The following is a 25358-nucleotide window of genomic DNA, read 5'->3' on the forward strand; positions in this document are numbered from 1 at the left end:
TCGTTGTACCGGTAGTCACGAGCACGTGACATGCAGATATGTTCTTCCGTCGAAGGGGGGTGGCGCCGAGTGTCCACACCAGCCGCCACGACCGGACCGCTGCGCCGCGTTCCGGTGCAGGGTCGAAGTGTCGCGCGGGTCCAGCGGATGTTGGACGCCTGTGCCGAACTCGTCGACGAAGTGGGGTACGAGGGGCTGACCACCACGCTGCTCGCCGAGCGGGCCGAGGTGGCGATCGGATCGGTCTACCAGTTCTTCCCGGACAAGCGGGCCATCGTGCAGGCGCTGACCCTGCGCACGATGGAGTCCTACCTGCAGCGGCTCGACGAGCGGTTCGCCTCGGACGACCTGACCCACTGGTGGGACGGCGTCGACGCTGGCATCGACGAGTACATCACGATGCACCGCACCGTCCCCGGGTTCCGTACCCTGCACTTCGGCGACGTGGTCGACCTGCACCTGCTCGATGAGCAGCGCGACAACAACGGCGTGATCGCCGACCAGTTGGCCCGGGTGCTGACCGAGCGGTTCGGGATGGTCGACGAGCCGCGGCTGCGGTTCTGTCTGGAGATCGCCGTCGAGGCCGCGGACGCCCTGATCAAGCTGGCGTTCCGGCGTAAGCCGGAGGGTGACGAGCGGGTGCTGGCCGAGGCGAAGGCGCTGATCCGCGAGTACCTGCACCGGCACGTCGACGCACCGGCCGAGCCGGTCACGCAGGGCTGACCGCCCGGCCGTCCGGCCGCCGCGCCGGGCGGCGTCCGGCGCGGCCGGCGCCCGGTCTAGAGGAAGGCGTGGCCCTCGCCCCGGTACGTGGGCACGACGCCGAACACCTCGTCCCCCTCGACCAGGTGCAGTTCGTTGACGTGTTCGCAGAGCTCACCGGCCTTCGCGTGGCGGAACCAGACCCGGTCGCCGACCCGCAGCCCGGCCGTCGCCGGACCGGCCAGCGGCGTCTGCACCTCACCGGCGCCCTCGGTGCCGACCAGCGTCAACCCGGCCGGCAGCCAGGGTCGGGGCAACCGGCTCCGCTCGGCCGGACCCGAGGCGGTCCACCCCCCGCCCAGCACGGTGATCAGGCCCGGCCCCGGCCGGCGCACAACCGTGCAGGCGAAGAACGCCGCCGGGGTCGGCCGCCAGGCCCGGTACGCGTCGAAGAGCGTCGGCCCGTACAGGCCCGATCCTGCGGTGACCTCGGTGACGGCGGGATCGGCGCTGGTGGCGGCCACGCTGCCGGTGCCTCCGCCGTTGACGAACTCCAGGTCGGCGTGCTCGCGTACCGCTGCCACGGCCGCCCCTCGGCGGGCCAGCAGTTCCCGCCACGACCCGCGCTGGGCGATCCGGATCGCGGCGCCCAGCGCCGCCCGCCCCGGCGGTGCGTCACCGAGCCCCGCGATCTGCGCCTCGTACGACATCAGCCCGACCAGCCGGAAGCCCGGCCGGGCGGCGACGGTGGCGGCGAGCGCGCCGGCGGCCCGGGCGCTGTGCACCGGCGAGCGGCGCACCCCGACGTGCACCCGCCCGCCCAGCGGTCGCCAGGAGGCGTCCAGGTCGAGGCAGACCCGCAGCTCGGTCCGGCGGCCGGGGGCACACACCGTGTCGACGAGGTCGAGCTGCTCGGTCCCGTCGACCATCAGGGTGACCGCCGCGGCGAGCGCCGGGTCGGCGGCCAGCTCGGCGAGCGCGCGGCGGTCGGCCGTCGGGTAGGCGACCAGGGCGTCGTCGGTCACGCCGGTACGTACCAGCCAGATCGCCTCGGGCAGGGTGAACGCCATCACCCCGGCCCAGCCGGGCCGGTCGAGCGCCCGGCTGATCAGATCCCGGGCCCGGATCGACTTGCTGGCGGCGCGGACGGGCTTGCCGCCGCTGCGTCCGGCCAGCGCGGCGGCGTTGGCGTCGAAGGCGGTGAGGTCGACCACGGCGTAGGGCGGGTCGAGGTGGGCGGTCGCCCGGTCGAGGCGCTCGCGCAGGGTGTCGCTGTCGGTGGCCACGGTTGCACGCTAACTGTCCGGGATACTAATGCGAAACACCCTCATGTCCGTCGGCTGCGGACGCTGGTTCCGGCGGCCTAGGCTCGGCGAGCAGGAGAATGTCGCGGTGGGAAGGCCTCCCACCGGGACTAGAGTGTTGCACCGGGACCGCCCAGTGTTGGGCCGGCACGTGGAGGTACGGCCATCGAAAGCCAGAAGAACGGCGAGTCGTCCGGCGTGTCGTCGTCCGGGACACAGTCCGACCGCTCCGGGTACGCCGCGATCCGATCGGTACTGCGCATCCGGCCGTTCCGCCGGCTCTGGATCGTGCTCGGCGCGGCCTCCTTCGGCGACTGGCTCGGCCTGCTCGCCACCTCGGTCTTCGCCGCCGCCCAGGTCTCCGGCAGCACCGCCAAGGGCGCCGCCTTCGGCACCCTGATCGCGATCCGGCTGCTCCCGGCTCTGGTGCTCGGCCCGGTGGCCGGCGTCCTCGCCGACCGGTTCGACCGGCGCTGGACGATGGTCATCTGCGACCTGCTGCGCTTCGTGCTCTTCGCCTCGATCCCGCTGCTCGCGCTCACCGGGGCCAGCGGCGGCGTGGTGGTCACCTGGGCGGCGATCGCCACCTTCGGAATCGAGACGGTCACCCTGCTCTGGATCCCGGCCAAGGAGGCCGCGGTCCCCAACCTGATCCCGCGCGCCCGGCTGGAGACCGCCAACCAGCTCACCCTGATCACCACGTACGGGCTGACCCCGGTGGCCGCCGCCGTCGCCCTGGCGGTGCTCGACCGCAGCGTCCGCGCGGTGACCGGCGGCGAGATGCCGGGCTGGGCCGAGCCGGCGCAGCTCGCCCTCTGGTTCAACTCGTTCTCCCGGCTGGCCACCGCGCTGGTGGTGGCGTTCGGCATCAAGGAGATCAGCCAGACGCAGGCCAGTGAGCGGGAGCGCACCGAGCAGAGCATGATGCGTCAGTTCACCGAGGGCTGGAAGTTCATCCGGCAGACCCCGCTGGTGCGCGGCCTGGTGCTCGGCATCTTCGGCGCGTTCGCCGGCGGCGGCATCGTGATCGGCACGGCCAAGTTCTTCGCCGCCTCGCTGGGTGCCGGCGACGCGGCGTTCTACATGCTCTTCGGCGCGATCTTCATCGGCCTGGCCGTCGGCATCGGGCTCGGTCCGATGATCGTCCGGGACATGTCCCGCCGCCGCTGGTTCGGCATGAGCATCGTGCTGGCCAGCGCCTCCGTGCTGGTGCTCGCCTTCGCCATCCACCTGTCCATGGCGATGCTCGGCGCGATCATGGTGGGCGCCGGTGCCGGGATGGCCTTCCTCGCCGGCACCACACTGCTCGGCGGCGAGGTCGCCGACGAGGTGCGCGGCCGGGTCTTCGCGGTGGTGCAGATCGGCACCCGGCTGGTGCTGATCCTCGCCATCGCGCTGAGCAGTCTCCTGGTCGGCGTCGGTGGCTCCCGCCAGCTCACCATCGCCGACCTGGGCATCTCCGTCTCCTCGACCCGGCTGCTGCTGCTCGCCGCGGGTGCCGCCGGCATCTTCGCCGGGATCAGCGCCTTCGGGCAGATGGACGACAAGAAGGGTGTACCGGTCCTCGCCGACCTGTGGGGCTCGATCCGGGGCCGTCCGCTGATGCCGGCCGAGCCCTTCGTCTCCAGCGGGCTGTTCGTGGTCTTCGAGGGCGGCGAGGGCGCCGGCAAGTCCACCCAGCTGCGCGCGCTCGCCGAGCAGTTGCGCGGGCAGGGACGCGAGGTCGTGGTCACCCGCGAGCCGGGCGCGACGCCGGTGGGGGAACGGGTCCGCTCGCTGGTGCTGGAGAACTCCGGCGCCGACGCCCCGTCCCCACGCGCCGAGGCACTGCTCTACGCCGCCGACCGCGCCCACCACGTCGCCACCGTGGTCCGTCCGGCGCTGGTGCGGGGCGCGGTGGTGATCAGCGACCGGTACGTCGACTCCTCCCTGGCGTACCAGGGGGCCGGGCGGACGCTGCCGGTCGAGGAGGTCTCCTGGCTCTCCTCCTGGGCCACCGGCGGCCTCAAGCCCGACCTGGTGGTGCTCCTCGACGTCGACCCGCACACCGGCCTGTCCCGGGTGGCCTCCCGCAACCAGGGCACCGATCGGCTGGAGGCCGAGTCGCTCGCCTTCCACGAGCGGGTCCGGTACGCCTTCCTCGACCTGGCCGCCAACGACCCGAAGCGCTACCTGGTGCTCGACGCCTCCCGACCGGCCGAGGAGATCTCCGCCCTGGTCGCCCGCCGGGTGCAGGAGTTCCTGGTGGATCCGGCCGGCATCGTGCATCCGCGCCCCGCCCACGGGCCGGACACCTCGGTGCAGCCCGAGTTATCCGACGCGGAGCTGGTGACGATGGAGCATCGGACCTGATGCCGGACGTCTTCGCCGACCTCGTCGGCCAGGACGAGGCGGTCGACACGCTGCGCCGCGCCGCCGCGTCGGCCGCCGCCGTGCTGCGCGCCGCCCACGGGCCCGGGCCGGCCCCCGACGACCTCGACGGGTACGGCCCCGCGGTCGACCCGGGCGCGGGGATGACCCACGCCTGGATCTTCACCGGCCCGCCCGGTTCCGGCCGGTCGGTGGCCGCCCGCGCCTTCGCCGCCGCCCTCCAGTGCGTGCACGGCACCGGCTGCGGCGAGTGCCCCGGCTGCCACACCACGATGACCGGCACCCACGCCGACGTCCGGCTGGTGGTGCCCGAAGGGCTCTCCATCGGGGTGAGCGAGATGCGGGCGCTGGTGCTCCGGGCCGCGAGCACCCCCTCCGGCGGCCGTTGGCAGATCGTGATCGTCTCCGACGCCGACCGGCTCACCGAGGCGGCCGGCAACGCGCTGCTCAAGGCGGTCGAGGAGCCGCCACCGCGGACCGTCTTCCTGCTCTGCGCCCCGTCCACCCACCCGGACGACGTGTCGGTGACCATCCGCTCGCGCTGCCGGGTCGTACCGCTGCGGCAGCCGCCGGCCAGCGCGGTGGCCGAGGTGCTGGTCCGCCGGGACGGCATCGCGCCCGACGTGGCGCAGTGGGCGGCGGCGGCCGCGCAGGGGCACGTCGGGCGGGCCCGGCGGCTGGCCCGCGACCCGGAGGCCCGGCAGCGCCGGGACGCCGTGCTGGCGGTGCCGCGCCGGCTCACCGGTGTCGGCACCGCGTTGGACGCGGCGTCCGCGCTGATCGAGGCGGCGGAGGCGGAGGCCGAGGCGTCCGTCGCGGAGGCCGACGCGGCCGAGCGGGCCGCCCTGCAGACCGCGCTCGGCGCGGGCGGCACCGGGCGGGGTGCGGCCGGTGCGATGCGCGGCGCCGCCGGGCAGCTCAAGGACCTGGAGAAGCGGCAGAAGTCGCGGGCCACCCGGGCCCAGCGCGACGCCCTCGACCGGGCCCTGGTCGACCTGGCCGGCTTCTACCGGGACGCGCTCACCATGGCGCTGCGCGCGCCGGTGGCCCCGGTGCACACCGACACCGCCGCGATGGCCGAGGCGGGCGCGCAGAAGTGGGCGGCCGAGGGCGCGCTGCGGCGGCTGGAGGCCGTGCTGGAGTGCCGCACGGCCATCGAGGCGAACGTCAAGCCGCGGATCGCGGTGGAGGCGATGATGCTCGCCCTCTGGAAGGGGTAGGGGCCACCCCCGGGCGGCATCGACAGGCGTCGTGGGCGTGCGGTACGGTCCGGTGTGCCGTGGTGACGGTGGCGGTACGCAGGGTGAGGTCGGCCGGGGGGAGAACCGATGCCGCGCGAGATCGACGAGGCGTGGATCGAGGAGGCGGTGCGGCGCTACCGCCGTATCGAGTCCCTGCAGGCCGAGTTCGACCAGGCGGTCGACACGGTCGAGGTCACCGTCCGCTCGCCCGACGGGCTGGTCGAGGTGGTGGTGACCGCCGGCGGCCGGATCACCGACGTGCGTTTCCTCGGGCCGCTGCACCACCGCCACCCGCGCGACGTCGCCGGCTCGGTGCAGGCCGCGGTGACCGCCGCCGCGGACGCCGCCCAGTGGGCCCGGGAGAAGCTGCACAACGAGACCTTCGCGGCGTACCGGCCGCTGGCGGGGGCCTGATGGACACGTTGCGCGCCCTCGCTGCCCGGCTGGAGGAGGCGAGCGCCACGCTGGCCGTGCTGTCCCGCACGGTCACCGCCGCCGACCCGGCCCACCCGGCCTTCGGCGCCGACGCCCCGGGCCGGCCCGGGGAGATCGGCCGTGCCCTGCACCGGCAGTGGACCACCGCCACCGGCGACCGGGCCCGTGAGGCGAGCGCGGCCGCCGCCCGGCTCGCCGCCGCGGCCTCCGCCGTGCGCAGCGCCGCCGACCGCTACGCCGACGCCGACGACATCGCCCGGCGGCGGCTGGCCGGGGAGCGCTGATGGACGCCCTCGACCGGCTCGCCGAGCCCGGCCTGGACCTGCTGCGCCGGGTCGATCGGCTGCTCGCCGCCGGGGCTCCCGAGGGGCACCGGCTCTGGCCGCTGCTGCGCCGCATGCAGGTGCTCCCCGGCGACGCGCTGCGCGCCTTCCTCGACCTGCACCCCGCGCCGCTGGCGACCGCCGGGCACGCGGTGCGCCGGCTCGTCCGGGGGTACGACGACGCGTCCGCCGCCCTGACCGATCCGGGCCTGTGGTCCGGTCCGGCCGCGTCGGCGTACGACGAGGCCCGTTCGGCCCTGCTGCGCCACCTCGACGAGGGGCCGGAGAGCCTGGTCGGGCGGCTGGAGTCGACCGCCGGTTACGCCGACGCCCTGGCCCACTGGGTGGAGGGGAGCCGGCTGGCGGTGGCCCGGGTGCTCGCCGAGGTCATCGGCTCCACCGAGGCCGTACACGTGCACGCCGCCACCGCCCTCGGTGCGGAACCCGGTCCGGGCACCCTCGCGGCGGCGGAGATCGCCACCCGGGTGCTCTCGGTGCTCGGCGTGGCGTACGACGGCGCGGAGACGCTGCTGCGCGAGTGGTCGCCGAGCCTGGCCGAGTCGACGTGGCGCGGGCAGGCCGGCACGGCAGGGGTCCGCTACGACGGCACGCTGCGCGTGGGCCGCTGAGCGCTGATCCTCAGGCGGGCGGACCACGGCGCCGCGCGCGACGCCCGGACCGGCCGGGCCCGGCGGCGGCGCCGTGGCCTTTCCCCTGCACCCCCCGCAGGTCTGACTCCACTCAACGCCCACCGTGGCCGTTTGTCCTCCGGCACCGGCCGGATTCCACCGTCCGGGCGAGGGATCAGGGCACGAGTCGGCGACCGTGGACGACTGCACGGGGTGACCGGCCGGCGACGGGTGGGCCGGTGGTGGCCGGTCGTCCGTCGTAGGGTGGAGCGCATGGGCATGCTCTGCGCGGTCAGCTTCAACCGGTACGGGCGCCTCTACTACCTGGACCCGGGTGAGTTGCGTCCGCAGGTCGGCGACCGGGTGCTGGTGCCCACCGACGACGGGCCCGAGGTGGCGGAGTGCGTCTGGGCCGCGCAGTGGGTCACCGAGGACACCGACGGCTTCCCGAAGCTGGCCGGGCTGGCGCAGGAGGAGGACCTGCGCCGCGACGAACTGCTGCGCCGGCGCAAGGCCGAGGCGAAGGTGGCGGCGAAGCGGCTGATCCGGGAGCACGGGCTGCCGATGAAGGTGGTCGCCGTCGACCACGTCTTCGGCACCGTCGAGGGCTCCGGCGACCGGACCACGGTCTACTTCACCGCCCCGCACCGGGTCGACTTCCGCTCGCTGGTCCGTGACCTGGGCGCGACCCTGCACTGCCGGGTGGAGCTGCGCCAACTATCGGCACGCGACTCGGCGCGGGTGCAGGGCGGCATCGGCTCCTGCGGGCGCGACCTGTGCTGCGCGACCTTCCTCAACGACTTCGAGCCGGTGACCATCCGGATGGCGAAGGACCAGGACCTGCCGCTGAACCCGCTGCGGATCTCCGGCGCCTGCGGTCGGCTGATGTGCTGCCTGAAGTACGAGCACCCGCTCTACCAGCGGTTCCAGGAGTCGGCCCCGGCCATCGGCACCCGCGTCACCACGCCGGAAGGGGAGGGCCGCGTGGTCAGCCACAGTGTGCCGAGAGACGCGGTGACCGTCCGCCTGGACGCCGACGGCTCGCGCTCCATGTGCTCCCGCGCCGACGTCTGCGGCTCCCGCCGCGCCTACGAAAGCCGTGACCTGTCAGGCCCGGAGGGTGCAGCGCGATGATCGACGTGCCTCGTCGCTCACGGCGGTGATCCCGCGATGGGCGTGCGGAACTATCTGATCGAAGGCGTCTCCGGAACCGGCAAGACTTCGGTCTGCAAAGAGTTGCAGCGGCGCGGCTACCATGCCATCAATGGTGACCGGGAACTGGCTTATCAAGGCGACCCGGAGACTGGTGAGCCGTTGGACGGTCTCGGGCACGAGCACCACATCTGGCGCGGGATGACGTAAGGGCGCTGGTCGCCGGCCACGACGAGCCGCTGACCTTCCTCTGCGAGGGCTCCCGGAACTTCCACAGGTTCATCGAATCCTTCGCCACGTGACGCTGCCTCCAACCAGGTGAGCCGGACGTCCCACCCCCGCCCCGGCCCTTCGCCGGTGATCAAGAAGTTTTGGTCCTGATCCGACCCCCCTGGACGCCGCAAACTTCTTGGTCAACTCCGGCTGCCGGTGGGCGGTGGTGGGTGGTCGGGTGGTGGGGGGGGGCTATCCGGACAGGTTTGCAGTCAGGTGAGGGTGATGGGGGGTTCGGCTAGGCGGGGGGTGAGGGGGCCCTTCGGGAGCAGCCAGCTGGCGGTGGGGGACTGGTCGGGGTTGAGGCGCCAGTCGCGGGAGACCCGGTCGACGGCGATCGGGTAGATCGTCAGGGCGCCGTCGGGAGTGACGTGCAGGCGCAGGAACGACTTCGCGTCCTCGATGCCCTGGCCGGCGAAGAGCTCGTTGAGGTTCACCCCGAAACTGCCCGCGATCAGCAGATACGCGGCCACCACCTGGCTGGAGACCAGCCCGATCACCGGCCCGTAGACGACCGCCGCGGCGACCGCCGGCAGCGGCCACGGCCACTCGTAGAGAGGCAACGCCAGCCAGGCCCAGGTGCCGGCGGCGGCCAGCCCGACGTGCGTCAAGCCGTGGCCGATCCCCAGGATCCAGTGCCGGACGTGCCGTTTCCCGCCGGCGCTCGGCGGCTTGGCGAAGAACGCCGCGCCGAGCAACGCCACCCCCACCATGATCACCAGCGGGACGCTGAACAGCCGCTGCTCGGTGGTGCCCGCCCGGTTCGCCGCCGTACCGGCCATGGCCAGCATCAGCAGCGTGTGCACGGTGCCGAGCAGCGTCGTGAAGCCCGGGTTGCGGAACGGGAGCCGGGCGAAGATCCCCCAGCCGTACCGCCGGGAGCGCGCCGCGTCCGGGTAGCAGCCGGCCAGGTCGTACCCGCGGGTGCGGCTGGCCCGCCGGGAGAGAGTGTCCTTCGGCGGCACCTCGATCCGCTGCGGGAGCTTGTGCGTCGGGTAGAGGTACGCCCCGCCCCCGCCGCAGGTGACGAGCTGCCGGTCCGGGCCGGCATACCGGGCGTAGTGGTGCAGGTCGCCCGAGATCAGCAGCCGTACGTGCGCGCCGGTGGGGGCGATGATCGTACGAATGAAGTAGTCGATCGAGTCGTACGCGGTGGGATGGTCGACGGCCTTGACCCACGTCGGCGCCGGCACTGCCAGGACCACCCGGCTTCCCGGCCCCAGCCGGCGGGCCACCTCGTCGAAGTAGGCGAGCTGCGGATCGTCCAGGTACGACCCGGACTGGTCGTCGAGGCCGAGCAGCCACCAGTCGCCGGGTAGTTCCACCGCGAAGTACGACCGGGACTGGCCGGTGCCCCAGCCGCCGAAGTGCCGGTCCCGGGAGCGGACGAAGATCCGCAGGAAGGCGGTCAGGCCGTCGTACCAGTCGTGGTTGCCGGGCACGGCGAAGAGCGTCGGACGCTCGGGTGGGGCCACTGGCATGGCGGCCTGGTACGGCCCCTTGCAGCGGTCCTCGTACGCCTCGTAGCCCGCCGACGGGTAGACCTGGTCGCCACCCATCACCAGCGTCTGCGCCCGGGGCAGCCGGTGCCCGTCCACCACCAGCTCCGGCTGCGCCAGCAGGTACGCCACCGAGTACGTGGCGTTGAAGCCGTCACCCAGGTCCGCCACGTAGTCCAGCCAGAGCCCACCGTCCGGCCCCACCTGCCTCGCGATCCTCGCGTCCAGGGCGTTCTGCAGCTCCCGCTTGTCCAGGTACGCCCCGAACAGCATCGCCAGCAGCGTACGGATGCCGGTGCTGATCAGCAGGAACGGCGCGAGCCACGGGACCGGCCTGCGTGGGGTGAAGCCCAGCTCGACCGGGTCGAGGCTGCGCGGCCGGCGGACGGCCCGTTCACCGGGGACGTGCTCGCCGTCCTCGGGGTGAGCGGCTTCGGGGTGGATTCCTGAATCGTCCGTCACCCGGCGGAGCGTAGTCCGGACCTGCCGCTACCGCTGTCCGGCGAACGGCCCGATCGTGCGCGATGTCGGGATCGATCGACGGGCCGGGTGGTGTCCGGGTCGTTGGTCGGGTCGGGGAAGGGAACCCCCTCGGCCGGTGGTCGGGGCGTGGCGTACACTTGCTGATCGTTGCCGCCTTAGCTCAGTCGGCTAGAGCGACGCACTCGTAATGCGTAGGTCGACGGTTCGATTCCGTCAGGCGGCTCGGTATAGAAGCCCAGGTCATAGGCCTGGGCTTCGCCGTTTCCCGAGGTCGACCGCATCGCCGCTGGCCGTGCCAGTCCGCATCCCGCGCCGCGACCGCCTCGTCCAGCCGGTTCGCGACCGCGTCCAGGTCGTCACCGAACAAGGATCTGACGCCGTGACGCCAGCTCATGCCGCCCGTAGCGTCACTGGTGGAGGGTGCTCACCGGAACGCCAAGTTGGCTCGACACATCCTCGGTGAACCAGCCCTCGGTGTGGCCTGACCGATGATTCTTCCGCGCCGTGCTGGTCTGTATGCCGAGTACCGACTCACGGGAGGCTGACACCATGGGAAAACTGACCTTCGGCATGAACCTGAGCCTGGACGGCTACATCGCCGCGCCCGGCGACGACCTCGGCTGGAGTGTGCCGAGCGACGAGCTGTTCCAGTGGTGGTCCGACCGGGTGAGGGCGACAGGCACGGCGCTGTACGGGCGCAGACTGTGGGAGACGATGAGCTCCCACTGGCCGACCGCCGACCAGCAGCCGGATGCCACACCGGCGGAGATCGAGTTCGCCCGCCGCTGGCGGGACATGCCGAAGGTGGTGTTCTCCTCGACGACCAGCACGGTCGACTGGAACACCCGCCTGGTCACCGGCGACGCGGTCACCGAGATCACCCGGCTGAAGGCCGAGGACGGCGGCCCCATGGACATCGGCGGCGCCACACTCGCCGCAGTGGCCATGCGGGACGGGTTGATCGACGAGTACGCGATCGTCACCCATCCGGTCCTGGTAGGTGGCGGCACGCCGTTCTTTGCGGCCCTGGACAACTGGGTGAACCTGACCCTGGTGGAGACCCGGACGTTCCCTGACGGCGTGGTCCTGACCAGGTACGAGACCAGGCGCTGAGTACCTCAACCTCGGATCGGCCTGGGTTTCGGGTCGCCCGTCGCCCCAGCCGAGAACCCTGCTCAACTTCGAGAGCCGTCATCGTCCGGCAACCCGTGGAGAGGCGTGGACCGACGAGCCGCTGGAGGGAATCGAGCGGCACCAGAAGAGGATCAAGCTCAACCGCTCCGTCAAGGACCTCGCGGTCCGGCTGGTGTTGTGCGACGAACACGACCGTGAGTTGACCGCATTTGCGTGGGAGGCGGTGCCGACTCCGACCCTCCACCGGCTTCACGTAGACCGCCGCTGAGCCCTGTTGCTCAAAACTGCTTGCTGTTGGCAGTTTGATTCACCATCAGCTGTACCTCGAAAATTGGCAGCTCGCTGGATTGAAGGATGTTGACGGAGGTCAACTTGCCGACTAGTTTGACCACGATATGACGTTCTGATGATTCGGGGGCCGGAATTGTTAATCGAATCAACCTCGGGTGCGCGCACCCGTTCCACTCGTCGTGGGCTCGTTGCGCTGACCGCGTCGCTGGTGCTGCTGGCCGCCGGTTCGACGCTGCTGGCGCCGCCCGCGTCGGCGGGCGTCGCGCGGTCGGTCAAGACGAAGGCGCCCCTCCAGCCGACGATCAGCTTCCCGAACGGGGACAGCGTGGTCGAAGGCGGTCAGCTTGCCATCAGGTTCGACGCGAACGGTGACACCTCGGTGACCAGTTACCGGTACAGCGTCGGCGGCACCAGCCTGGACAGCATGGTCCCGGCGGGGCCTGACGGGGCGGCCAATGTGACGATCGACGTCGGCAACGTGAACGGTGAGCGTCCGGTGTACGCGGTGGCAGTCGACCGCCGAGGCCGGGTCAGTCCCATGACGCAGGGATCCTTCACGGTGTCCGTCATGTGGAGCCTCAGGGGCCAGGCGCTCGACATGAACACCTGGCTGCCGGTGGCGGGGGCGACGATCCGGCTGGAGCCGGTGGGGATCGAGGTTGTTACTGGCTCTGACGGCGGCTTTCAATTCGCTGTTGATCCGGGTCTCTACACGCTGACCGGCACTTATGCTGGCCCGCCCAGCCTCTCGGGCAGCAGCCAGCAGTTGGAGGTTGACAGTCAGGGACTGTGGTTCGACCTTTACCTGTTCCCAGATTCCGGGAGCTGATGACCAGCACCTATGGAATGGGCTGGGCATCGTGACCGTATAAGGACCAGGGTGGTGGGCCCGCGCCCGGGTGCTGACTCGTAATGGGTAGGTCGACGGTTCGATTCCGTCAGGCGGCCCAGTGGGAAGGCCCAGGTCATCGATTTGTCGCCGATCATGACCTGGGTCTTTTTGCTCGCTTCGTCGGCCGGGTAGCGAAACATCACTCACCCGAGCTCGTCAGCGCAATCTCGCGGTCCACCAGGATCAGGTGGATCCGCCAGCGCAGTCCTCACCGTCCGGCTCGATCCCCGCCGGGAGAGGTCAGTCACCGGGCAAGCTGGATCCTGTGGACAGGGAGCAGGTGACTGGCTGGCTCGGGGCGTACGAGCAGGCGTGGCGGGCGCCGGGGACGGAGCTGCTCGCCACGATCTTCACCGCGGACGCGAGCTATCTGCAGGGGCCCTACCGGACACCGATCGTCGGCCTGCCGGGCATAGCCAGGATGTGGGCGGACGAGCGCATCGGCCCGGACGAGGTGTTCCACCTGACGAGCGAGATCGTCGCGGTGGAGGGCGACACTGCGGTGGCGCGGGTCGAGGTCCGCTACGGCAATCCGGTCGACCAGGAGTACCGCGACCTGTGGATCATGCGCTTCGCCGAGGACGGGCGCTGCAGGTCGTTCGAGGAGTGGCCTTTCTGGCCGGCGCAGCCGACCGCCGCCTCCCGCCCCGATGGAAGCTGACACGAGCACGGGACGACGACCAACCCGGGTGAGAGACGTCGGGTCGGGCGCTGTCACCGGCCTCCGGGACGATCGACGAGCAGGGGAGACCAGCCCCCATGACGGGCGCGGCGACCGTCGTCGGTTCAGGACCGCGTCGTCTGACCGGTGACGTACGGGTCGACGCTCGCCTGGACCTGGAGGTCTACCTGGAAGCGCCGTTGCCATGCGACGGCGGCCCGGCCTCCGGGGGTCACCGCGACCGTCGGCGTCGTGCCGTTGGGTACCACCACCTCCGTGGCGCCGAACGTCCCGGACTGGTTCACCCGCCGAGCGGCGATGCTGCTGACCGAACCGTCGATGCCCTGCCCCTGCCAGACCACGATGCCGTCACCGTCGTCGTCGAGCCGGACGGAGTGCATCCGGCCGAAGCTCGACAGCAGGACCGGCTCTCCGACCGCCTTCGTACGGCTGATGGTGACGGAGTAGAGGTGCCCGGTTCCGAACAGGTCCCAGGTCAGCAGCATGTCGCCGTCGAGGTCGCCGGCGACCGAGTAGTTCACCGGGTCGGTGTGCGCCGAGGGGGTGAGCTGGCGGACCTCGCCGACGGTCCCCTCGCGGGACAGCCAGCGACCCCAGATCTGGTCGCTCTGGTCCGCGGCGGTCCAGTGTCGCCAGGTGACGAGCGCGTCGCCGTCCCGGTCCACGGTCACCTTGGCGGTGAAATGGCGGTCGATCGGCGAGAGAGGCGCCGACACCGTCCTGAGCTCACCGAGGGTCCCGTCGGCGCTGAGCGTCCGGGCCTGCACGACGTTGTCGTTGGCCCAGGCGAGGACGGCGTCGCCCTCCCGGTCGTACGCCACCGCCGGGGTCTCCGCGTGCGCCGGGGTCGAGGCGAGCACCACGGCCGGCGCCAGGGACCCGCTGCTGCTGTAGCGGCGCATCATCGGCCGGACGGCGACGTCCTCGTCCCACTCGATCCAGGTGATGACCGCGTCGCCGTCGGGGTCGATGGCGACGTTGGTGCCGTGCACCGTCAATCCGGGCGCGGACAGCTCCACGAGCGGCCCCGGCGTCCCGTACCGGGAGACGCGTCGGGCGTAGGCGTGGTAGTCGACGCCGTCGTACGCGTGCCACACCACGATCGCGTCACCGTCGTCGTCCAGGGCGACCTTCGGCGCACGCGGATCCTGCCCATATGGAGACACGGTGGTAGTGGTGCCCCAGGTGCCCCGGTAGCTGCGGGACTTGATCTGGACGTACCGGTAGCGCGGATAGGTGTGGTCCTCCCGCACCCAGGTGAAGAGCGCGTCGCCCTGCCGGTCGAAGGCCTGTTGCTGGTCGTAGGAGTCGTAGCCCGCCGGGGATATCGAGGACGGTGGGCTGAGCACGGCCGAGGCGACCGTCGGTGTCGAGACGAGGCAGGCGAGGGAGAGTGCGACCGCCATGGTCGCGGCAAAAGGTCGCAGCCTTCTGCGAGTCATCGGTGAGGCCTCCGAACAATCCGGGTTCAGACGGTGACTTTCGGTAGCGTGACGGGCCGGGTGGGTGGGCATCGCGCGGCAAACGCCCTGCTCTCGCCCTCGCTGCGGCTGATCGGAGCATAAAGGACGGTGCCGACACCCGCCGCCCCGTCGAGGTGAGGCGGCGCTCGATGCGATCCGCGTCGCGACAACCCGGTCGCGAGCGAGGCGATGTCGCTGGCCTGCCCCGGCAGGTCGTCCCGGCCGAACCGCTGTGGACGGTCGCACCACGTTGACCGGGTCGCATAGCCTGCCGGCGTGAACTGGTCTACGCTGGCCGGGACGATCCTGACGCTCGCTGCCGGCGCGCTGATCGGCCTGGTGCCCTCACTGCTGATCGAGCGTCGTAAGGAGAAGCGCCAGCTGGCGACCCGCTGGGACGCCCCGCTCTACGACCTGAGCGTCGAGTTCGCCTCGACGGTCCGCGTCTTCCGCCACTCGGCCTCCCGGCTGGCGGACGCGCCGGACCGGGCCGCCCACCAGGAGCGTACGGAGGAGGAGCGGCAGCGGTTGAACGCCCTGCTCGAACAGATCCGGCTGGTCGGCGACGAGCGGGTGCAGCGCGCCGCGCGGATGGTGGTCCGCCACTCCTGGGCGGTGGCACGGGTCGCCGAGGGGCACGAGGACGAGCGGGCGGCGGAGTATCCCGGGGCGTCGCCGGAGCGGCGGCTGACCGACGCGCTGCACGAGTTCATCCGCGCGGTACGGGTCCAGCTGCGGGTGCCGCACGCGGAGCGGATCGCCTCCGACGAGCCCGACGACTGGCCGGAGCTGGCCGGCGGCCAGCGGCCGTTCCGGATCGGCCTGCCCTCCCGCTGAACGGCTCCGCCGTCCCGTCCGCGGGCCGGCAGGAACGGCGAGGGCCCGGACCACGTCGCACGTCGGTCCGGGCCCCCGGCGGTACGCGTCAGTCGTCCCAGCTGATCTCGCGCAGCGGCCCTTCCGCCCGTCGGACGGGAAGTCGAAGCGCAGGACACCCGGGTGCCCGTCGTGCTCGCTGCCGTCCACCGTGGTCGCACCGGTGCGGCGACGGTTGCGCCTACCGGACCGGAGCGCGAACGCGCAGCGATCCACCTGTGCGATCAGGTCCGTAGCGTGTCGAACAGGGGGCACCACCGGTGGCGGGCACCGCCGCGACTACCCCCGGTACAGCGAGCCGAGGTACGCCGGGCCGTAGTAGTGGCGTTCCAGGTCGGCGAGGCTCTCCGGCACCGCCTCCACCTCCTTGACCAGCCGGGGCCGCGGCGGCAGCGCCTCCGGCCGCTCTCCGGCCGCCACAGCTCGGAGCGGAGGAACGCCCTTCGCGCGCGCCGGTTGCCCGGTCGCTCGGGAATCGCGATGGTGGTGTCGTCCAGCACCCGGACGAAGCCGGCCGGATCTCCCTTGGCGGAGACGTCGCAGCTGCCGTCCGCACCGGCGGTGGCCACCAGGCAGAACGGCGACGTGGCCAGCCACTGCCGGTCCCGTTCGTGCAGCACCACCCGCTCCTTGGCGACCGCCCGGGGCGTCGGCGCCCCCAACAGGTCCCGTAGCTCCTCCGGCGAGGTGATCTCCACCGTCACGTCCGCCTCCCCCGTCCGTTGATCCTCTCAGGCGGCCGACGGAACTTTGGCCGCCGCCCGTCAGCCTGGGCGGGCGTGGTGAGCGTGAGGTTTGCCCGCGACAGCGGCGGGTACCGCCTCACCCAGCGCCCCCGGACGCGAGCAGTGGGAGGCCCACCATGGAGAGCAGACTCAAGGTGCTCGGCCATCCCGTGCACCCGATGCTGGTGATGTTCCCGGTGGCCCTCCTGGTCACCGGCACACTCTTCGACCTCGTCGACACCGTCGGCGGTCCCGACTTCCTCGGCGAGGTGGCGTACTGGAACATCACGATCGGCCTGATCGGCGGCCTGCTGGCCGCGGTGGCCGGGACGTTCGACCTGCTCGCCATCCCGGCCGGCACCCGAGCCAAGCGGGTGGCGCTCACCCACGCCGCGGCCAACGTCGCGGTGGTCCTGCTCTTCGCCGCCGTCTGGGTGGTCCGGCTCAACGCGGAGTCCCGGGCGGCCGGCGGCGCGCTGATCGCGATCGAGGTGGTCGGTCTGGCCCTCCTCGGCGTCAGCGCCTGGCTCGGCGGTGAGCTGGTCGACCGGCTCGGCGTGGGCGTGGACCCCGACGCCGGCCTGGACGCCCCCAGCTCACTGCGGCCCGCGGCGGCCGCGAAGCGGATCGGAGAGATGCGATGACGGAACAGTCCGGCGGGTTGGGTCGGGGATGGCGAGGTCGGCAGCAGGGCTGGGACCCGATGGGGGAGCTCCAGTCGCTGCGCTCCGAGCTGAGCCGCCTGGTCGGTGGTGGCCGGGGCGCCTCCCCGGACGTCGAGCTGGCCGAGACGGCCGACGGCTGGGAGGTGGTCGTCCGGCTCCCCGGCGTCGCGCCCGAGGAGGTCGCCGTCGAACTGGACGACCGCGAGCTCTGCGTCCGGGCCCGCTCCGAGGCCGAGGTCAACGCCGACCAGGGCATCCCGGGCGGTTTCGAGACGCGCGGCTTCGAGTACCGGGTCGACCTGCCGTCCCGGGTGGACCCCGACGCCATCGACGCGGTGATGGACCACGGCCTGCTCCGCGTCCACCTGCCCCGGGCGAAGCGGCCCGCGCCGCGCACCATCACCGTCGGCCGTACCGGCTACCGCGGCGGTCCCGCCGCCGGGGGTACGACCACCGTGACCGACCCCGCGGCGGACCGGGAACTGCACCACCCCGACACCGCCCTCGACCGGTAGGTCACATGGGCACCCCGTCCCTGCTCGGCCCGGTGGGTGAGCGCGTCCCCGACGTCGCCCGGATCGCCGTGCTGCGGGCCAACGCGCTCGGTGACTTCATCTTCCTGCTACCCGCCCTGGAATCGCTGCGCGCCGCGTACCCGGAGGCGGAGATCGTGCTGCTCGGCGCGCCGTGGCACGCGGAGCTGTGGCGCGACCGGCCCGGCCCGGTGGACCGGGTGCTGGTGATCCCCCCGGCCCCCGGCATCCGCGACCCCGGTCCCGGCGAGAAACCCGGCTCCCTGGACGACTTCCTGGACGCGGCGGCCGGGGAGCGTTTCGACCTGGCGTTGCAGGTGCACGGCGGCGGCGGGAACTCCAACCCGATCGTCAACCGGCTCGGCGCCCGGGTCACCGCCGGCCTGCGGGCCGAAGGCGCGCCTCCGCTGCACCGCTGGATCCGGTACGTCTACTACCAGCACGAGGTGATCCGCTACCTGGAGGTCACCGCGCTGGTCGGGGCGCCGGCCGTCACGATCGTCCCCGCGCTGGCGGTCACCGACACCGACCGCGCCGAGGCGCGTGACGTGCTGGGCGCGCCCGTGGGCCCGCGTGTCGCGCTGCACCCCGGGGCCACCGACAGCCGCCGGCGCTGGCCCGCCGAACGCTTCGGCGAGGTCGCCCGGGCGCTGCACCGCGACGGGTACGACGTGCTGGTCACCGGCACCCCCGCCGAGCAGGACCTGGTCGACGCGGTGGTCGCCTCGGCCGGCGTCCCGGTGCGCCCGCAGGTCGGCACGCTCAGCCTCGGCGGGCTGGCCGCCACGTACGAGGGGTGCGACCTGGTGATCTCCAACGACACCGGCCCGCTGCACCTGGCCGGCGCGGTGGGCACCGCCACGGTCGGCGTCTACTGGCTCGGCAACCTGATCAACGGGGCGACCCCGCTGCGCGCCCGGCACCGCCCGATCGCCTCCTGGACGACCCACTGCCCGATCTGCGGGGTGGACTGCACGCCGGGGATCTACCCGCACCGTCCCGGCGACGGCGACTGCCCGCACCGGGACTCGTTCGTCACCGACGTGCCGGTGCTGGAGGTGCTGGAGGCCGCCGCCGAGCTGCTGCACCCGGAGCCGGGCGCCCCCGGCGTCTGACCGTCCGGCGCGTCGGCGAGCACGACCTCCCACGCCTCCACGTCCCGCTCGGTGACCGTGGTCGGCGACTCCAGGTGGTACGCCCCGCTGGGCAGGACGCCTGCGCCGCCGTGCCGCGCCAGCACCGCGAGCTGTGCGGCGACGTCCTCGCCCTGGTGTTTCTCCTGCACCCGCCGCCAGAAGTCGAAGCCGCCGGAGTCCACCAGCGCTGCCCGGTCGTACAGCACGCAGCCGCCGATCCAGGAGACCTTGTACGCCCGCCAGGCCCCCGGTGGCAGGTCGAGCTGGTGCGTCACGTGCAGCAGGTTCGCCGCCGAGTGGATCGACGCCCGGCGCCACTGCGGGGTGCCCGGGCGGATCCGCTCCGGGACGGGCGGCCCGTCCCACTCCTGGTAGTGCTCGTGGGTCTCCGGGCGTACGTCGTCGACGTAGGACAACCCGTGCACCGCGTTGCCGACGAAGCCGCAGCCCAGCTCCCCGATCGCGGTGACCAGCCGGTGCAGGACGCCCGGTTCCAGCCAGACGTCGTCGTCGAGGCAGAGCACGTACCGGGCCACCGACCGGTCCAGCAGGTACGCCCGGTGTTCGGCCAGCCCACGCCGGGGCAGCCGTCGGGTCAGCAGCACCGGGTGCCCCCGGTGGCGCAACGCCCGGACCATGGTGGCCGCCGCCGGGTGCGCGTACGCGGGCTCGCCGTCGGACTGGTCGCTCACCACCACGCCGAACCCGTCGACGCCCTCCTGAGCGGCCAGCCCGGAGAGGGTGACCGCCAGCTCGGCGGGCCGGTTGCGGGTCGGCACCAGCACGTCGAGCTGCCGGGGCCGGCGGAAGTCCTCGTCCGTGCCGAGGTTGAGCGGTCGGTTCACGCGGTCCTGCCCATGCTCTGCGGGGCCGGGTCGACGCCGTCCCGCGGCGTGCCGTCCGGGGCGGCCGGCGACGTGGACCGGGTGCCCGCGCCGGGCCGGGTCGGCTGCGGCGACGAGACCGCCTGGGTGCGGATCCGCTCGATGATGGCCGAGGTGGAGCGGTCCGGCACGTACCCGAGAGTGCGGACCTGGCCACCGAGCCGGCGTACCAGCGGCGCCTCCGGCACCATCTCCGGCGGGTAGTCGCCGCCCTTGACGTAGACGTCGGGGCGGACCGTCTCGATCAGGCCGGTCGGCGAGTCCTCCTCGAAGACCACCACATGGTCCACGCAGGAGAGCGCGGCCAGCAGCGCGATCCGGTCCTCCACCGGGTTGACCGGCCGGTCCGGTCCTTTCAGCCGGCGGACGCTGCCGTCGGAGTTGACCGCCACCACCAGCAGGTCACCCAGGGCGCGGGCCTGTTCCAGGTAGCGCACGTGCCCGGGGTGCAGCACGTCGAAGCAGCCGTTGGTGAAGACGATGGCGCGGCCGGCCCGGCGGTGGTCGGCGACGATCGTCGCCAGTTCCTCCTTGCCGACCAGCGTCGGGTGGGCGGTGCCGTCCGGGGTCATGCCGAGCGCGGCGAGCAGGTCCTCCCGCCGACAGACGCAGGTGCCGGTGTCGGACACGGTGATCGTCGCGGCGAGCTGGGCGAGCTGGGCGGCGGTGGGCAGCGGCGCGTCGGCGGCCAGGGCCAGCGTCATCGCCGCCAGGTACGCGTCTCCCGCACCCACCGCGTGGCTGGCCGGGACGGGGGTGCTGTGGCTGCGGCGCGGTTCGCCGTCCGCGCCGGCGACCACCGCCCCCTCGGTGTCCAGGGTCACCGCCACCACGTCCGCACCGGTGTGTTCCCGCAGCTCGGCCAGGCGGGACTCGGCGAGCAGCGCCCGGTCGACGCCGTCACCGGCCGAGGTGTTCACGGTGACGCCCGTGCCGGTGACGGTCAGCCCGTCCCCGGTCATGGCCACCCGGTCCTCCCCGGGCGTCGGCTCGCCGGTGGGTGGGTGGCCGAAGCCGGGCGGGTCGGTGCTCAGGTGCCGTTCGCCCGCGCCGCCCGGGGCGGCCCCGACGACGAGTTCCGACGGGCCGTCGGCCGGATCGGACGGCGGATGGTCGAGGTGCAGGGCGTTGCCGGCGCGGACCGGGGCGGGCGGCGCGCCGAATCCGGCGGCGGCGCGGGCCAGGAGCCGGGTCGCCTCGGCGAAGCTCGGGGTCACCACGGTCGGCGCGAGCCCTCGCCAGTCGGCCAGGTCGTGCGCGTCGAGCGCCACGGTGCCGAACCGGTTCCGGTGGGCGACCAGCCAGGCGCGTACCGGTGCGGGCAGCGCGCCCAGACCGTAGTCGCAGACCACCAGGGTGGGTGCCGCACCGCCGGCGACAGCCTTCAACTCCTCGGTCGCGCAGTCCAGCGCGGTGAGCAGTCGTCCCACACCGTCGACGTCGAGCAGGTCCTCGGGGTCACCCGAGTCCTCCCGGAGCAGGATCTGGTTGCCGGCCAGCATCCGCCGCTTCACCGGCGTCGGGCGGTGCTGCTGGCTGACCGTACGGTCCCAGACGCCGGCCCGGTCCAGGCAGTCGTGCAGTTCGTCACCGGCCACGTCGGCGCCGACCGGGGCGACCAGCAGCGCCCGGCCGCCGAGGGTGGCGATGTTGACCGCCGTGTTGGCGGCCCCGCCGGCTGCGGAGATGCGCCGGCGCAGGGTGAGGACCGGGGCGGGCGCCTCGCGGCAGAGCCGGTCGGACTCGGCGAACCGCCACTCGTCGAGCATGGCGTCGCCGACGACCAGGACGGGACGCCCGAGCCAGCTCTCCACGACGGTGGACAGCCGGCGCTGTTCCGCTGCTGCTCCTGCCATGCCTTCCCGACTCCCCCGGGGGTCCCGGACCAAACCTGCCCCCGGCCACCCCGCCGAGGCATGTTTCACCCGTCGTGGGAAAGAAGACGGGATGACCACCCACGCCCAGGACCGTCCGGTACTCACCGCCCGTCAGATTCGGCTGCTGATGTTCGGCCTGATGACCGGAATGCTGCTGGCGGCGCTGGACCAGACCATCGTCGGCACCGCGCTGCCCACCATCGTCGGCGAGCTGGGCGGGATCAACCACTACTCGTGGGTGGTGACGGCGTACCTGCTCGCCTCCACCGCCTCGACCCCGCTGTACGGAAAGATGGCCGACCTTTACGGGCGCCGCCCGGTCTTCCTCTTCTCGATCGGCACGTTCCTGCTCGGCTCGCTGCTGGCCGGGCTGTCGCAGGACATGACCCAGCTGATCGTCACCCGGGGCATCCAGGGGCTCGGGGCGGGCGGGCTGATGACGCTGGCGTTCACCATCATCTCGGACGTGGTGTCGCCCCGGGACCGTGGCCGCTACCAGGGGCTCTTCGGCGCGGTCTTCGGGGTGTCGTCGGTGGCCGGCCCGCTGGTGGGCGGCTACTTCGCCGAGTCGAACTGGCGCTGGATCTTCTACCTCAACGTGCCACTGGCGATCCTGGCCATCGTGGTCTGCTACCACGTCATGCGGATGGTCCCGTTCACCCGGCGCGAGCACGCGGTCGACTGGGTCGGGGCGGGGCTGCTGGTCGGCGGGGTGAGCTGCCTGCTGCTCGCGCTGAGCTGGGGCGGCAACGAGTACGCCTGGGGCTCCGGCGTGGTCGTCGGTCTCTTCGTCGCCGGGGCGGTGCTCGGCGTGCTCTTCGTGCTCCAGGAGGCCCGGGTCGCCGAGCCGATCCTGCCGTTGCGGCTGTTCCGCAGCGCCACCTTCGCGCTGGCCAACTCGGCCGGCTTCGTGCTCGGTCTGGTGATGTTCGGGTCGATCATCTTCATCCCGCTCTACCTCCAGATCGTCCGGGGCGCCTCGCCGACCCGCAGCGGCCTGCTGATGCTGCCGATGATGGCCGGCATCATCGTCACCTCGATCGTCACCGGGCGGGCGATGAGCCGGATCGGTCGGTACAAGTGGTTCCCGGTGGCCGGTTCGGCGGTGCTCCTGGCCGGCATGCTGCTCTTCACCCGGCTGGCGGTGGACACCTCGCTCTGGGTGGCGTTCGGCTACCTGGTGGTGATCGGCGTCGGGCTGGGCCTGTGCATGCAGTCGCTGATCCTCGCCGTGCAGAACACGGTCGACGTCCGTGACCTGGGGGCGGGCACCTCCGCGGCGACGTTCTTCCGCTCGCTGGGTGGCTCGTTCGGCGTGGCGATCCTCGGCGCGGTGCTCTCCGCACGGCTCACCGCGCAGCTCGCCGACCGGCTGCCCGGCGCGATCGCCCAGCTCCCGCCGGAGCAGCGGGCGGCGGTGGCGGCCGGCGGCGGGGCGGACATCTCGATCAACGACCCGGCGACCATCCTCGCCCTGCCCGGCCCGGTCCGGGCCGCGATCCAGGCCGCCTTCGTCGAGTCGCTGCAGCTGGTCTTCCTGACCACCGGCCTGATCGCGATCCTCGCCGTACTGGTCACCCTGGCTCTGCCGGACCACCAGCTGCGGGGTGCCGGCCCGCAGGGCGCGACCGGCGGGGCCGACCCCCTCGGTGGCCCGGCCCCGGCCCCGGGCGGCAAGCCGTTGCCGAAGGAGTCCCCGCAGGAGGCCGCCGCCGACATGGAGGCCAAGTCCCAGACCATGCTCTGACCGTCCCGGGTCAGGTGTCGGCGGGATCCGGTCGGCGGGCGTCGGTGCAGGCGCGCAGGAGGGTGAGGATGAGGGCGAGCGGGGGCCACGCGGCACGACCGCGGCGGGTGACCGCGTACGAGCGGAGGACGACCTCGGGGCCCGCCAGGGGGAGCAGGCGTACGCCGGGGATGGTGGGCTGGTCGGCGGGGAGCAGCCCGACCCCGAGCCCGGCGACGATCAGGTCCTGGACGAGTTCGAGGCTGTCGGCGCGGTGCTCGATCCGGGGCTCGAAGCCCGCCATCGCTGCGACGGCGCGGACGACCACCTCGTCGGCGGTGTTGCGGGAGTTGACGATCCAGTCGTGCTCCCGGAACGGGGCGAAGACGTCGGCGGCGGAGCCGCCGGGCTGCGGGGCGGGTGCCGGCACGCCGAGGCTCCACGCCGTGGACCACAGCGGGATCACCTCGACGGCGCGGTCCACGGGAGCCGGCGCGAGGTGGTAGTCGTACGTCAGTGCCAGGTCGACGTCGTCCGCTGCGAGCAGCGCGTACGCCTCGGCCGGCTCGTGTTCGTGGATGCGCAGCCGTACCCGTGGATGCCGGGCGGCGAGGTCGGCGGCGACCGGCAGCAGTGAGCGGCGTACGGCGGTGGCGAAGCCGGCGACCCGGACGGTGCCGGTCGGCTCGGCCGCCGGGTCGAGGTCGAGCCGGGCGGCGTCGACCGCGGCCAGGATCGTCACCGCGTGCTCGGCCAGCCGCCGTCCGGCGGGGGTGAGGCGGACCCGGCGGCCCTGCGGCTCGATCAGGGTCGCGCCGACCTCCCGGGACAGCACCGCGAGCTGCTGCGAGACGGTGGAGGTGGTCACCCCGAGGTCCTCGGCGACCTCGCGCATCGAGCCGAGTCGGGCCAGTTCGCGCAGCAGTCGCAGGCGTCGGAGGTCCATCCGACAGATTGTTCAGCATCATCGAACGATGCGTCCACTGATGTCATGTGGACGTGAACGGTCGGTGCCGGCTCTACTGGACGCATGGCTCCCACCCGTGCGGGCGCGGCGATGGCCGTCGCGTCGATGCTCTTCGTCCAGCTCGGCCTCGCCGCCTCCGTCTCCCTCTTCGACCGGATCGGTCCCGAGGGTGCGGCCTGGCTCCGGCTGGCCTGGGCCGGGGTGCTGCTGGCCGCCGTGCTCCGTCCTCGCCCGTCCCGTTTCTCCCGGCGTGCCCTGCTGGCCTGCGTCGCGCTCGGCGTGGTGACCGCCGGGGTCACGATCCTGTTCATGGCGGCGGTCGCCCGACTGCCGCTGGGTACGGCGAGCGCGCTGGAGTTCCTCGGCCCGCTCGGTGTGGCGGTGGCCCGGGGCCGGGGCGGCACGAAGCTCTGGGCGGCGCTCGCGGCTGTGGGCGTGCTGCTGCTCACCGAGCCGTGGCGGGGCGGAGCCGACCCGGTCGGCGTCGCGTACGCGCTGGCCGCCGGGGCGTGCTGGGCCGCGTACATCCTGCTCACCCAACGGGTCGGTGACGAGGTGTCCGGCGTCCGGGGGCTCGCCGTGTCGATGCCGGTGGCCGCCGTGGTCGCCACCGTGGTGGTCGGGCCGTCGGTGATCGGCGACCTCACCGGGGAACTGCTGCTGGCCGGGCTGGGGCTGGCCGTGCTGCTGCCGGTGGTCCCGTTCGTGCTGGAACTGCTCGCGCTGCGCCGGCTCACCACCGCCGCGTTCGGCACGCTGATGAGCCTGGAGCCGGCGATCGCCCTGGTCATCGGCCTCGTCGTGCTGGGGCAGGTGCCGGGCCCCGGGGCGGTGGCCGGGATCGCCTTCGTGGTGGCCGCCGGCATCGGCGCGGAACGCACCGGGTCCCGCACCGACGCGGTCGAACGGAGTCCGGGCACCCAGCGGGTAATCGTGCCGGCCGTGGTTGCGGCGGGCCCGGCCGGGCCGGTAGCTGCCGTGCAGGGGGTGGCCGAGCCGGGCACGGCCGAGCCCGGTGGGGTCGGGCCGGGCGGGGTCGGGCCGGGCGGGGTCGGGCCGGGCGGGGTCGGGCCGGGCGGGGTCGGGCCGGGCGGGG

Annotated in this window: 22 protein-coding genes, 1 tRNA gene and 2 pseudogenes; 18 read left to right on the top strand and 7 right to left on the bottom strand. The window is 73.0% G+C overall.

All coding sequences use genetic code 11. The features are described from left to right. Positions 1–147 precede the first annotated feature (147 nt). Complete coding sequence (locus GA0070560_RS21215) at positions 148–723, top strand: TetR/AcrR family transcriptional regulator (protein ID WP_091300689.1); 576 nt, start codon at positions 148–150, stop codon at positions 721–723. 56 nt (positions 724–779) lie between these two features. Here the strand turns inward: GA0070560_RS21215 and GA0070560_RS21220 are convergent, their stop codons facing one another. After that, positions 780–1988 (bottom strand): alanine racemase, encoded by a 1209-nt coding sequence (locus tag GA0070560_RS21220; protein ID WP_091300690.1) that lies wholly within the window; start codon positions 1986–1988, stop codon positions 780–782. 273 nt (positions 1989–2261) lie between these two features. Between GA0070560_RS21220 and tmk the strand changes: the two genes are divergently transcribed. The 7 genes from tmk to GA0070560_RS21255 all read left to right on the top strand — a co-directional run bounded on the left by tmk (position 2262) and on the right by GA0070560_RS21255 (position 8366). Further along, positions 2262–4358 (top strand): dTMP kinase, encoded by a 2097-nt coding sequence (tmk, locus tag GA0070560_RS21225; RefSeq protein ID WP_139131559.1) that lies wholly within the window; start codon positions 2262–2264, stop codon positions 4356–4358. Beyond that, entirely contained in the window at positions 4358–5596 is a 1239-nt protein-coding gene (locus tag GA0070560_RS21230; RefSeq protein WP_091300692.1) for a DNA polymerase III subunit delta', read from the top strand. The genes tmk and GA0070560_RS21230 overlap by 1 nt, the downstream gene beginning before the upstream one ends. Positions 5597–5704: 108 nt before the next feature. Further along, complete coding sequence (locus tag GA0070560_RS21235) at positions 5705–6031, top strand: YbaB/EbfC family nucleoid-associated protein (protein ID WP_091300694.1); 327 nt, start codon at positions 5705–5707, stop codon at positions 6029–6031. Next, positions 6031–6336 carry a hypothetical protein gene (locus tag GA0070560_RS21240; RefSeq protein WP_091300696.1) on the top strand — a complete coding sequence of 102 codons (306 nt, stop codon included), beginning with the start codon at positions 6031–6033 and terminating at the stop codon, positions 6334–6336. The genes GA0070560_RS21235 and GA0070560_RS21240 overlap by 1 nt, the downstream gene beginning before the upstream one ends. Further along, positions 6336–7004, top strand: coding sequence for a hypothetical protein (locus GA0070560_RS21245; protein WP_091300697.1), 669 nt, complete (start codon positions 6336–6338; stop codon positions 7002–7004). Before GA0070560_RS21240 ends, GA0070560_RS21245 begins: the two co-directional genes overlap by 1 nt. Before the next feature lie 273 nt (positions 7005–7277). Further along, on the top strand, positions 7278–8138 hold the full coding sequence (locus GA0070560_RS21250) for a PSP1 domain-containing protein (protein ID WP_091300699.1): 861 nt from the start codon (positions 7278–7280) through the stop codon (positions 8136–8138). Between the two features lie 36 nt (positions 8139–8174). Then, positions 8175–8366, top strand: a complete 192-nt coding sequence (locus GA0070560_RS21255; RefSeq protein ID WP_211565945.1) for a hypothetical protein — start codon at positions 8175–8177, stop codon at positions 8364–8366. Between the two features lie 275 nt (positions 8367–8641). Here the strand turns inward: GA0070560_RS21255 and GA0070560_RS21260 are convergent, their stop codons facing one another. Beyond that, positions 8642–10390 carry a metallophosphoesterase family protein gene (locus tag GA0070560_RS21260; protein WP_245675635.1) on the bottom strand — a complete coding sequence of 583 codons (1749 nt, stop codon included), beginning with the start codon at positions 10388–10390 and terminating at the stop codon, positions 8642–8644. Between the two features lie 170 nt (positions 10391–10560). Here GA0070560_RS21260 and GA0070560_RS21265 point away from each other — a divergent pair. The 4 genes from GA0070560_RS21265 (at position 10561) to GA0070560_RS21280 (ending at position 13389) form a co-directional block, all read left to right on the top strand. Further along, a tRNA-Thr gene (locus GA0070560_RS21265) sits at positions 10561–10634 on the top strand. 326 nt (positions 10635–10960) lie between these two features. Continuing rightward, positions 10961–11524, top strand: a complete 564-nt coding sequence (locus tag GA0070560_RS21270; protein ID WP_091300742.1) for a dihydrofolate reductase family protein — start codon at positions 10961–10963, stop codon at positions 11522–11524. A 427-nt stretch (positions 11525–11951) separates the two neighbouring features. After that, positions 11952–12665, top strand: coding sequence for a peptidase associated/transthyretin-like domain-containing protein (locus tag GA0070560_RS21275; RefSeq protein WP_139131558.1), 714 nt, complete (start codon positions 11952–11954; stop codon positions 12663–12665). A 343-nt stretch (positions 12666–13008) separates the two neighbouring features. Further along, positions 13009–13389 (top strand): nuclear transport factor 2 family protein, encoded by a 381-nt coding sequence (locus GA0070560_RS21280; protein ID WP_245675636.1) that lies wholly within the window; start codon positions 13009–13011, stop codon positions 13387–13389. Between the two features lie 125 nt (positions 13390–13514). On the opposite strand, the gene GA0070560_RS21285 is transcribed toward GA0070560_RS21280, so the two are convergent. Next, positions 13515–14816, bottom strand: a complete 1302-nt coding sequence (locus GA0070560_RS21285; protein ID WP_091300706.1) for a hypothetical protein — start codon at positions 14814–14816, stop codon at positions 13515–13517. 333 nt (positions 14817–15149) lie between these two features. Between GA0070560_RS21285 and GA0070560_RS21290 the strand changes: the two genes are divergently transcribed. Further along, positions 15150–15710 (top strand): hypothetical protein, encoded by a 561-nt coding sequence (locus GA0070560_RS21290; RefSeq protein WP_091300709.1) that lies wholly within the window; start codon positions 15150–15152, stop codon positions 15708–15710. A gap of 318 nt (positions 15711–16028) precedes the next feature. Here the strand turns inward: GA0070560_RS21290 and GA0070560_RS21295 are convergent. After that, positions 16029–16453 (bottom strand): annotated as a pseudogene (locus GA0070560_RS21295) (pyridoxamine 5'-phosphate oxidase family protein). Positions 16454–16611: 158 nt separating this feature from the next. Between GA0070560_RS21295 and GA0070560_RS21300 the strand changes: the two are divergent. From GA0070560_RS21300 to GA0070560_RS21310, 3 genes are read left to right on the top strand one after another with little or no spacing between them, the layout of a single operon-like run. Further along, complete coding sequence (locus GA0070560_RS21300) at positions 16612–17118, top strand: DUF2231 domain-containing protein (protein ID WP_091300711.1); 507 nt, start codon at positions 16612–16614, stop codon at positions 17116–17118. After that, positions 17115–17654, top strand: coding sequence for an Hsp20/alpha crystallin family protein (locus GA0070560_RS21305; RefSeq protein WP_091300713.1), 540 nt, complete (start codon positions 17115–17117; stop codon positions 17652–17654). Before GA0070560_RS21300 ends, GA0070560_RS21305 begins: the two co-directional genes overlap by 4 nt. A 5-nt stretch (positions 17655–17659) precedes the next feature. Continuing rightward, entirely contained in the window at positions 17660–18787 is a 1128-nt protein-coding gene (locus GA0070560_RS21310) for a glycosyltransferase family 9 protein (RefSeq protein ID WP_091300716.1), read from the top strand. A gap of 8 nt (positions 18788–18795) precedes the next feature. Here the strand turns inward: GA0070560_RS21310 and GA0070560_RS21315 are convergent. Together GA0070560_RS21315 and rfaE2 are read right to left on the bottom strand one after the other, a co-directional pair. Beyond that, positions 18796–19653, bottom strand: a pseudogene (locus GA0070560_RS21315) (glycosyltransferase family 2 protein); the annotation flags it as partial. Next, positions 19650–21548, bottom strand: a complete 1899-nt coding sequence (gene rfaE2 / locus GA0070560_RS21320; RefSeq protein WP_091300717.1) for a D-glycero-beta-D-manno-heptose 1-phosphate adenylyltransferase — start codon at positions 21546–21548, stop codon at positions 19650–19652. The pseudogene GA0070560_RS21315 and the gene rfaE2, both read right to left, overlap by 4 nt. A gap of 91 nt (positions 21549–21639) precedes the next feature. On the opposite strand from rfaE2, the gene GA0070560_RS21325 reads away from it, so the two are divergent. Continuing rightward, positions 21640–23316: an MDR family MFS transporter gene (locus GA0070560_RS21325; protein ID WP_091300719.1), complete on the top strand. Its 1677-nt coding sequence runs from the start codon at positions 21640–21642 to the stop codon at positions 23314–23316. Positions 23317–23326: 10 nt separating this feature from the next. Here the strand turns inward: GA0070560_RS21325 and GA0070560_RS21330 are convergent, their stop codons facing one another. After that, on the bottom strand, positions 23327–24241 hold the full coding sequence (locus tag GA0070560_RS21330) for a LysR family transcriptional regulator (RefSeq protein ID WP_091300721.1): 915 nt from the start codon (positions 24239–24241) through the stop codon (positions 23327–23329). Positions 24242–24325: 84 nt separating this feature from the next. Between GA0070560_RS21330 and GA0070560_RS21335 the strand changes: the two genes are divergently transcribed. Beyond that, a partial coding sequence (locus GA0070560_RS21335; RefSeq protein ID WP_211565947.1) for an EamA family transporter occupies positions 24326–25358 on the top strand: 1033 nt, incomplete at its 3' end.

It is taken from the genome of Micromonospora halophytica (genome assembly GCF_900090245.1).
GTDB classification, from domain to species: domain Bacteria; phylum Actinomycetota; class Actinomycetes; order Mycobacteriales; family Micromonosporaceae; genus Micromonospora; species Micromonospora halophytica.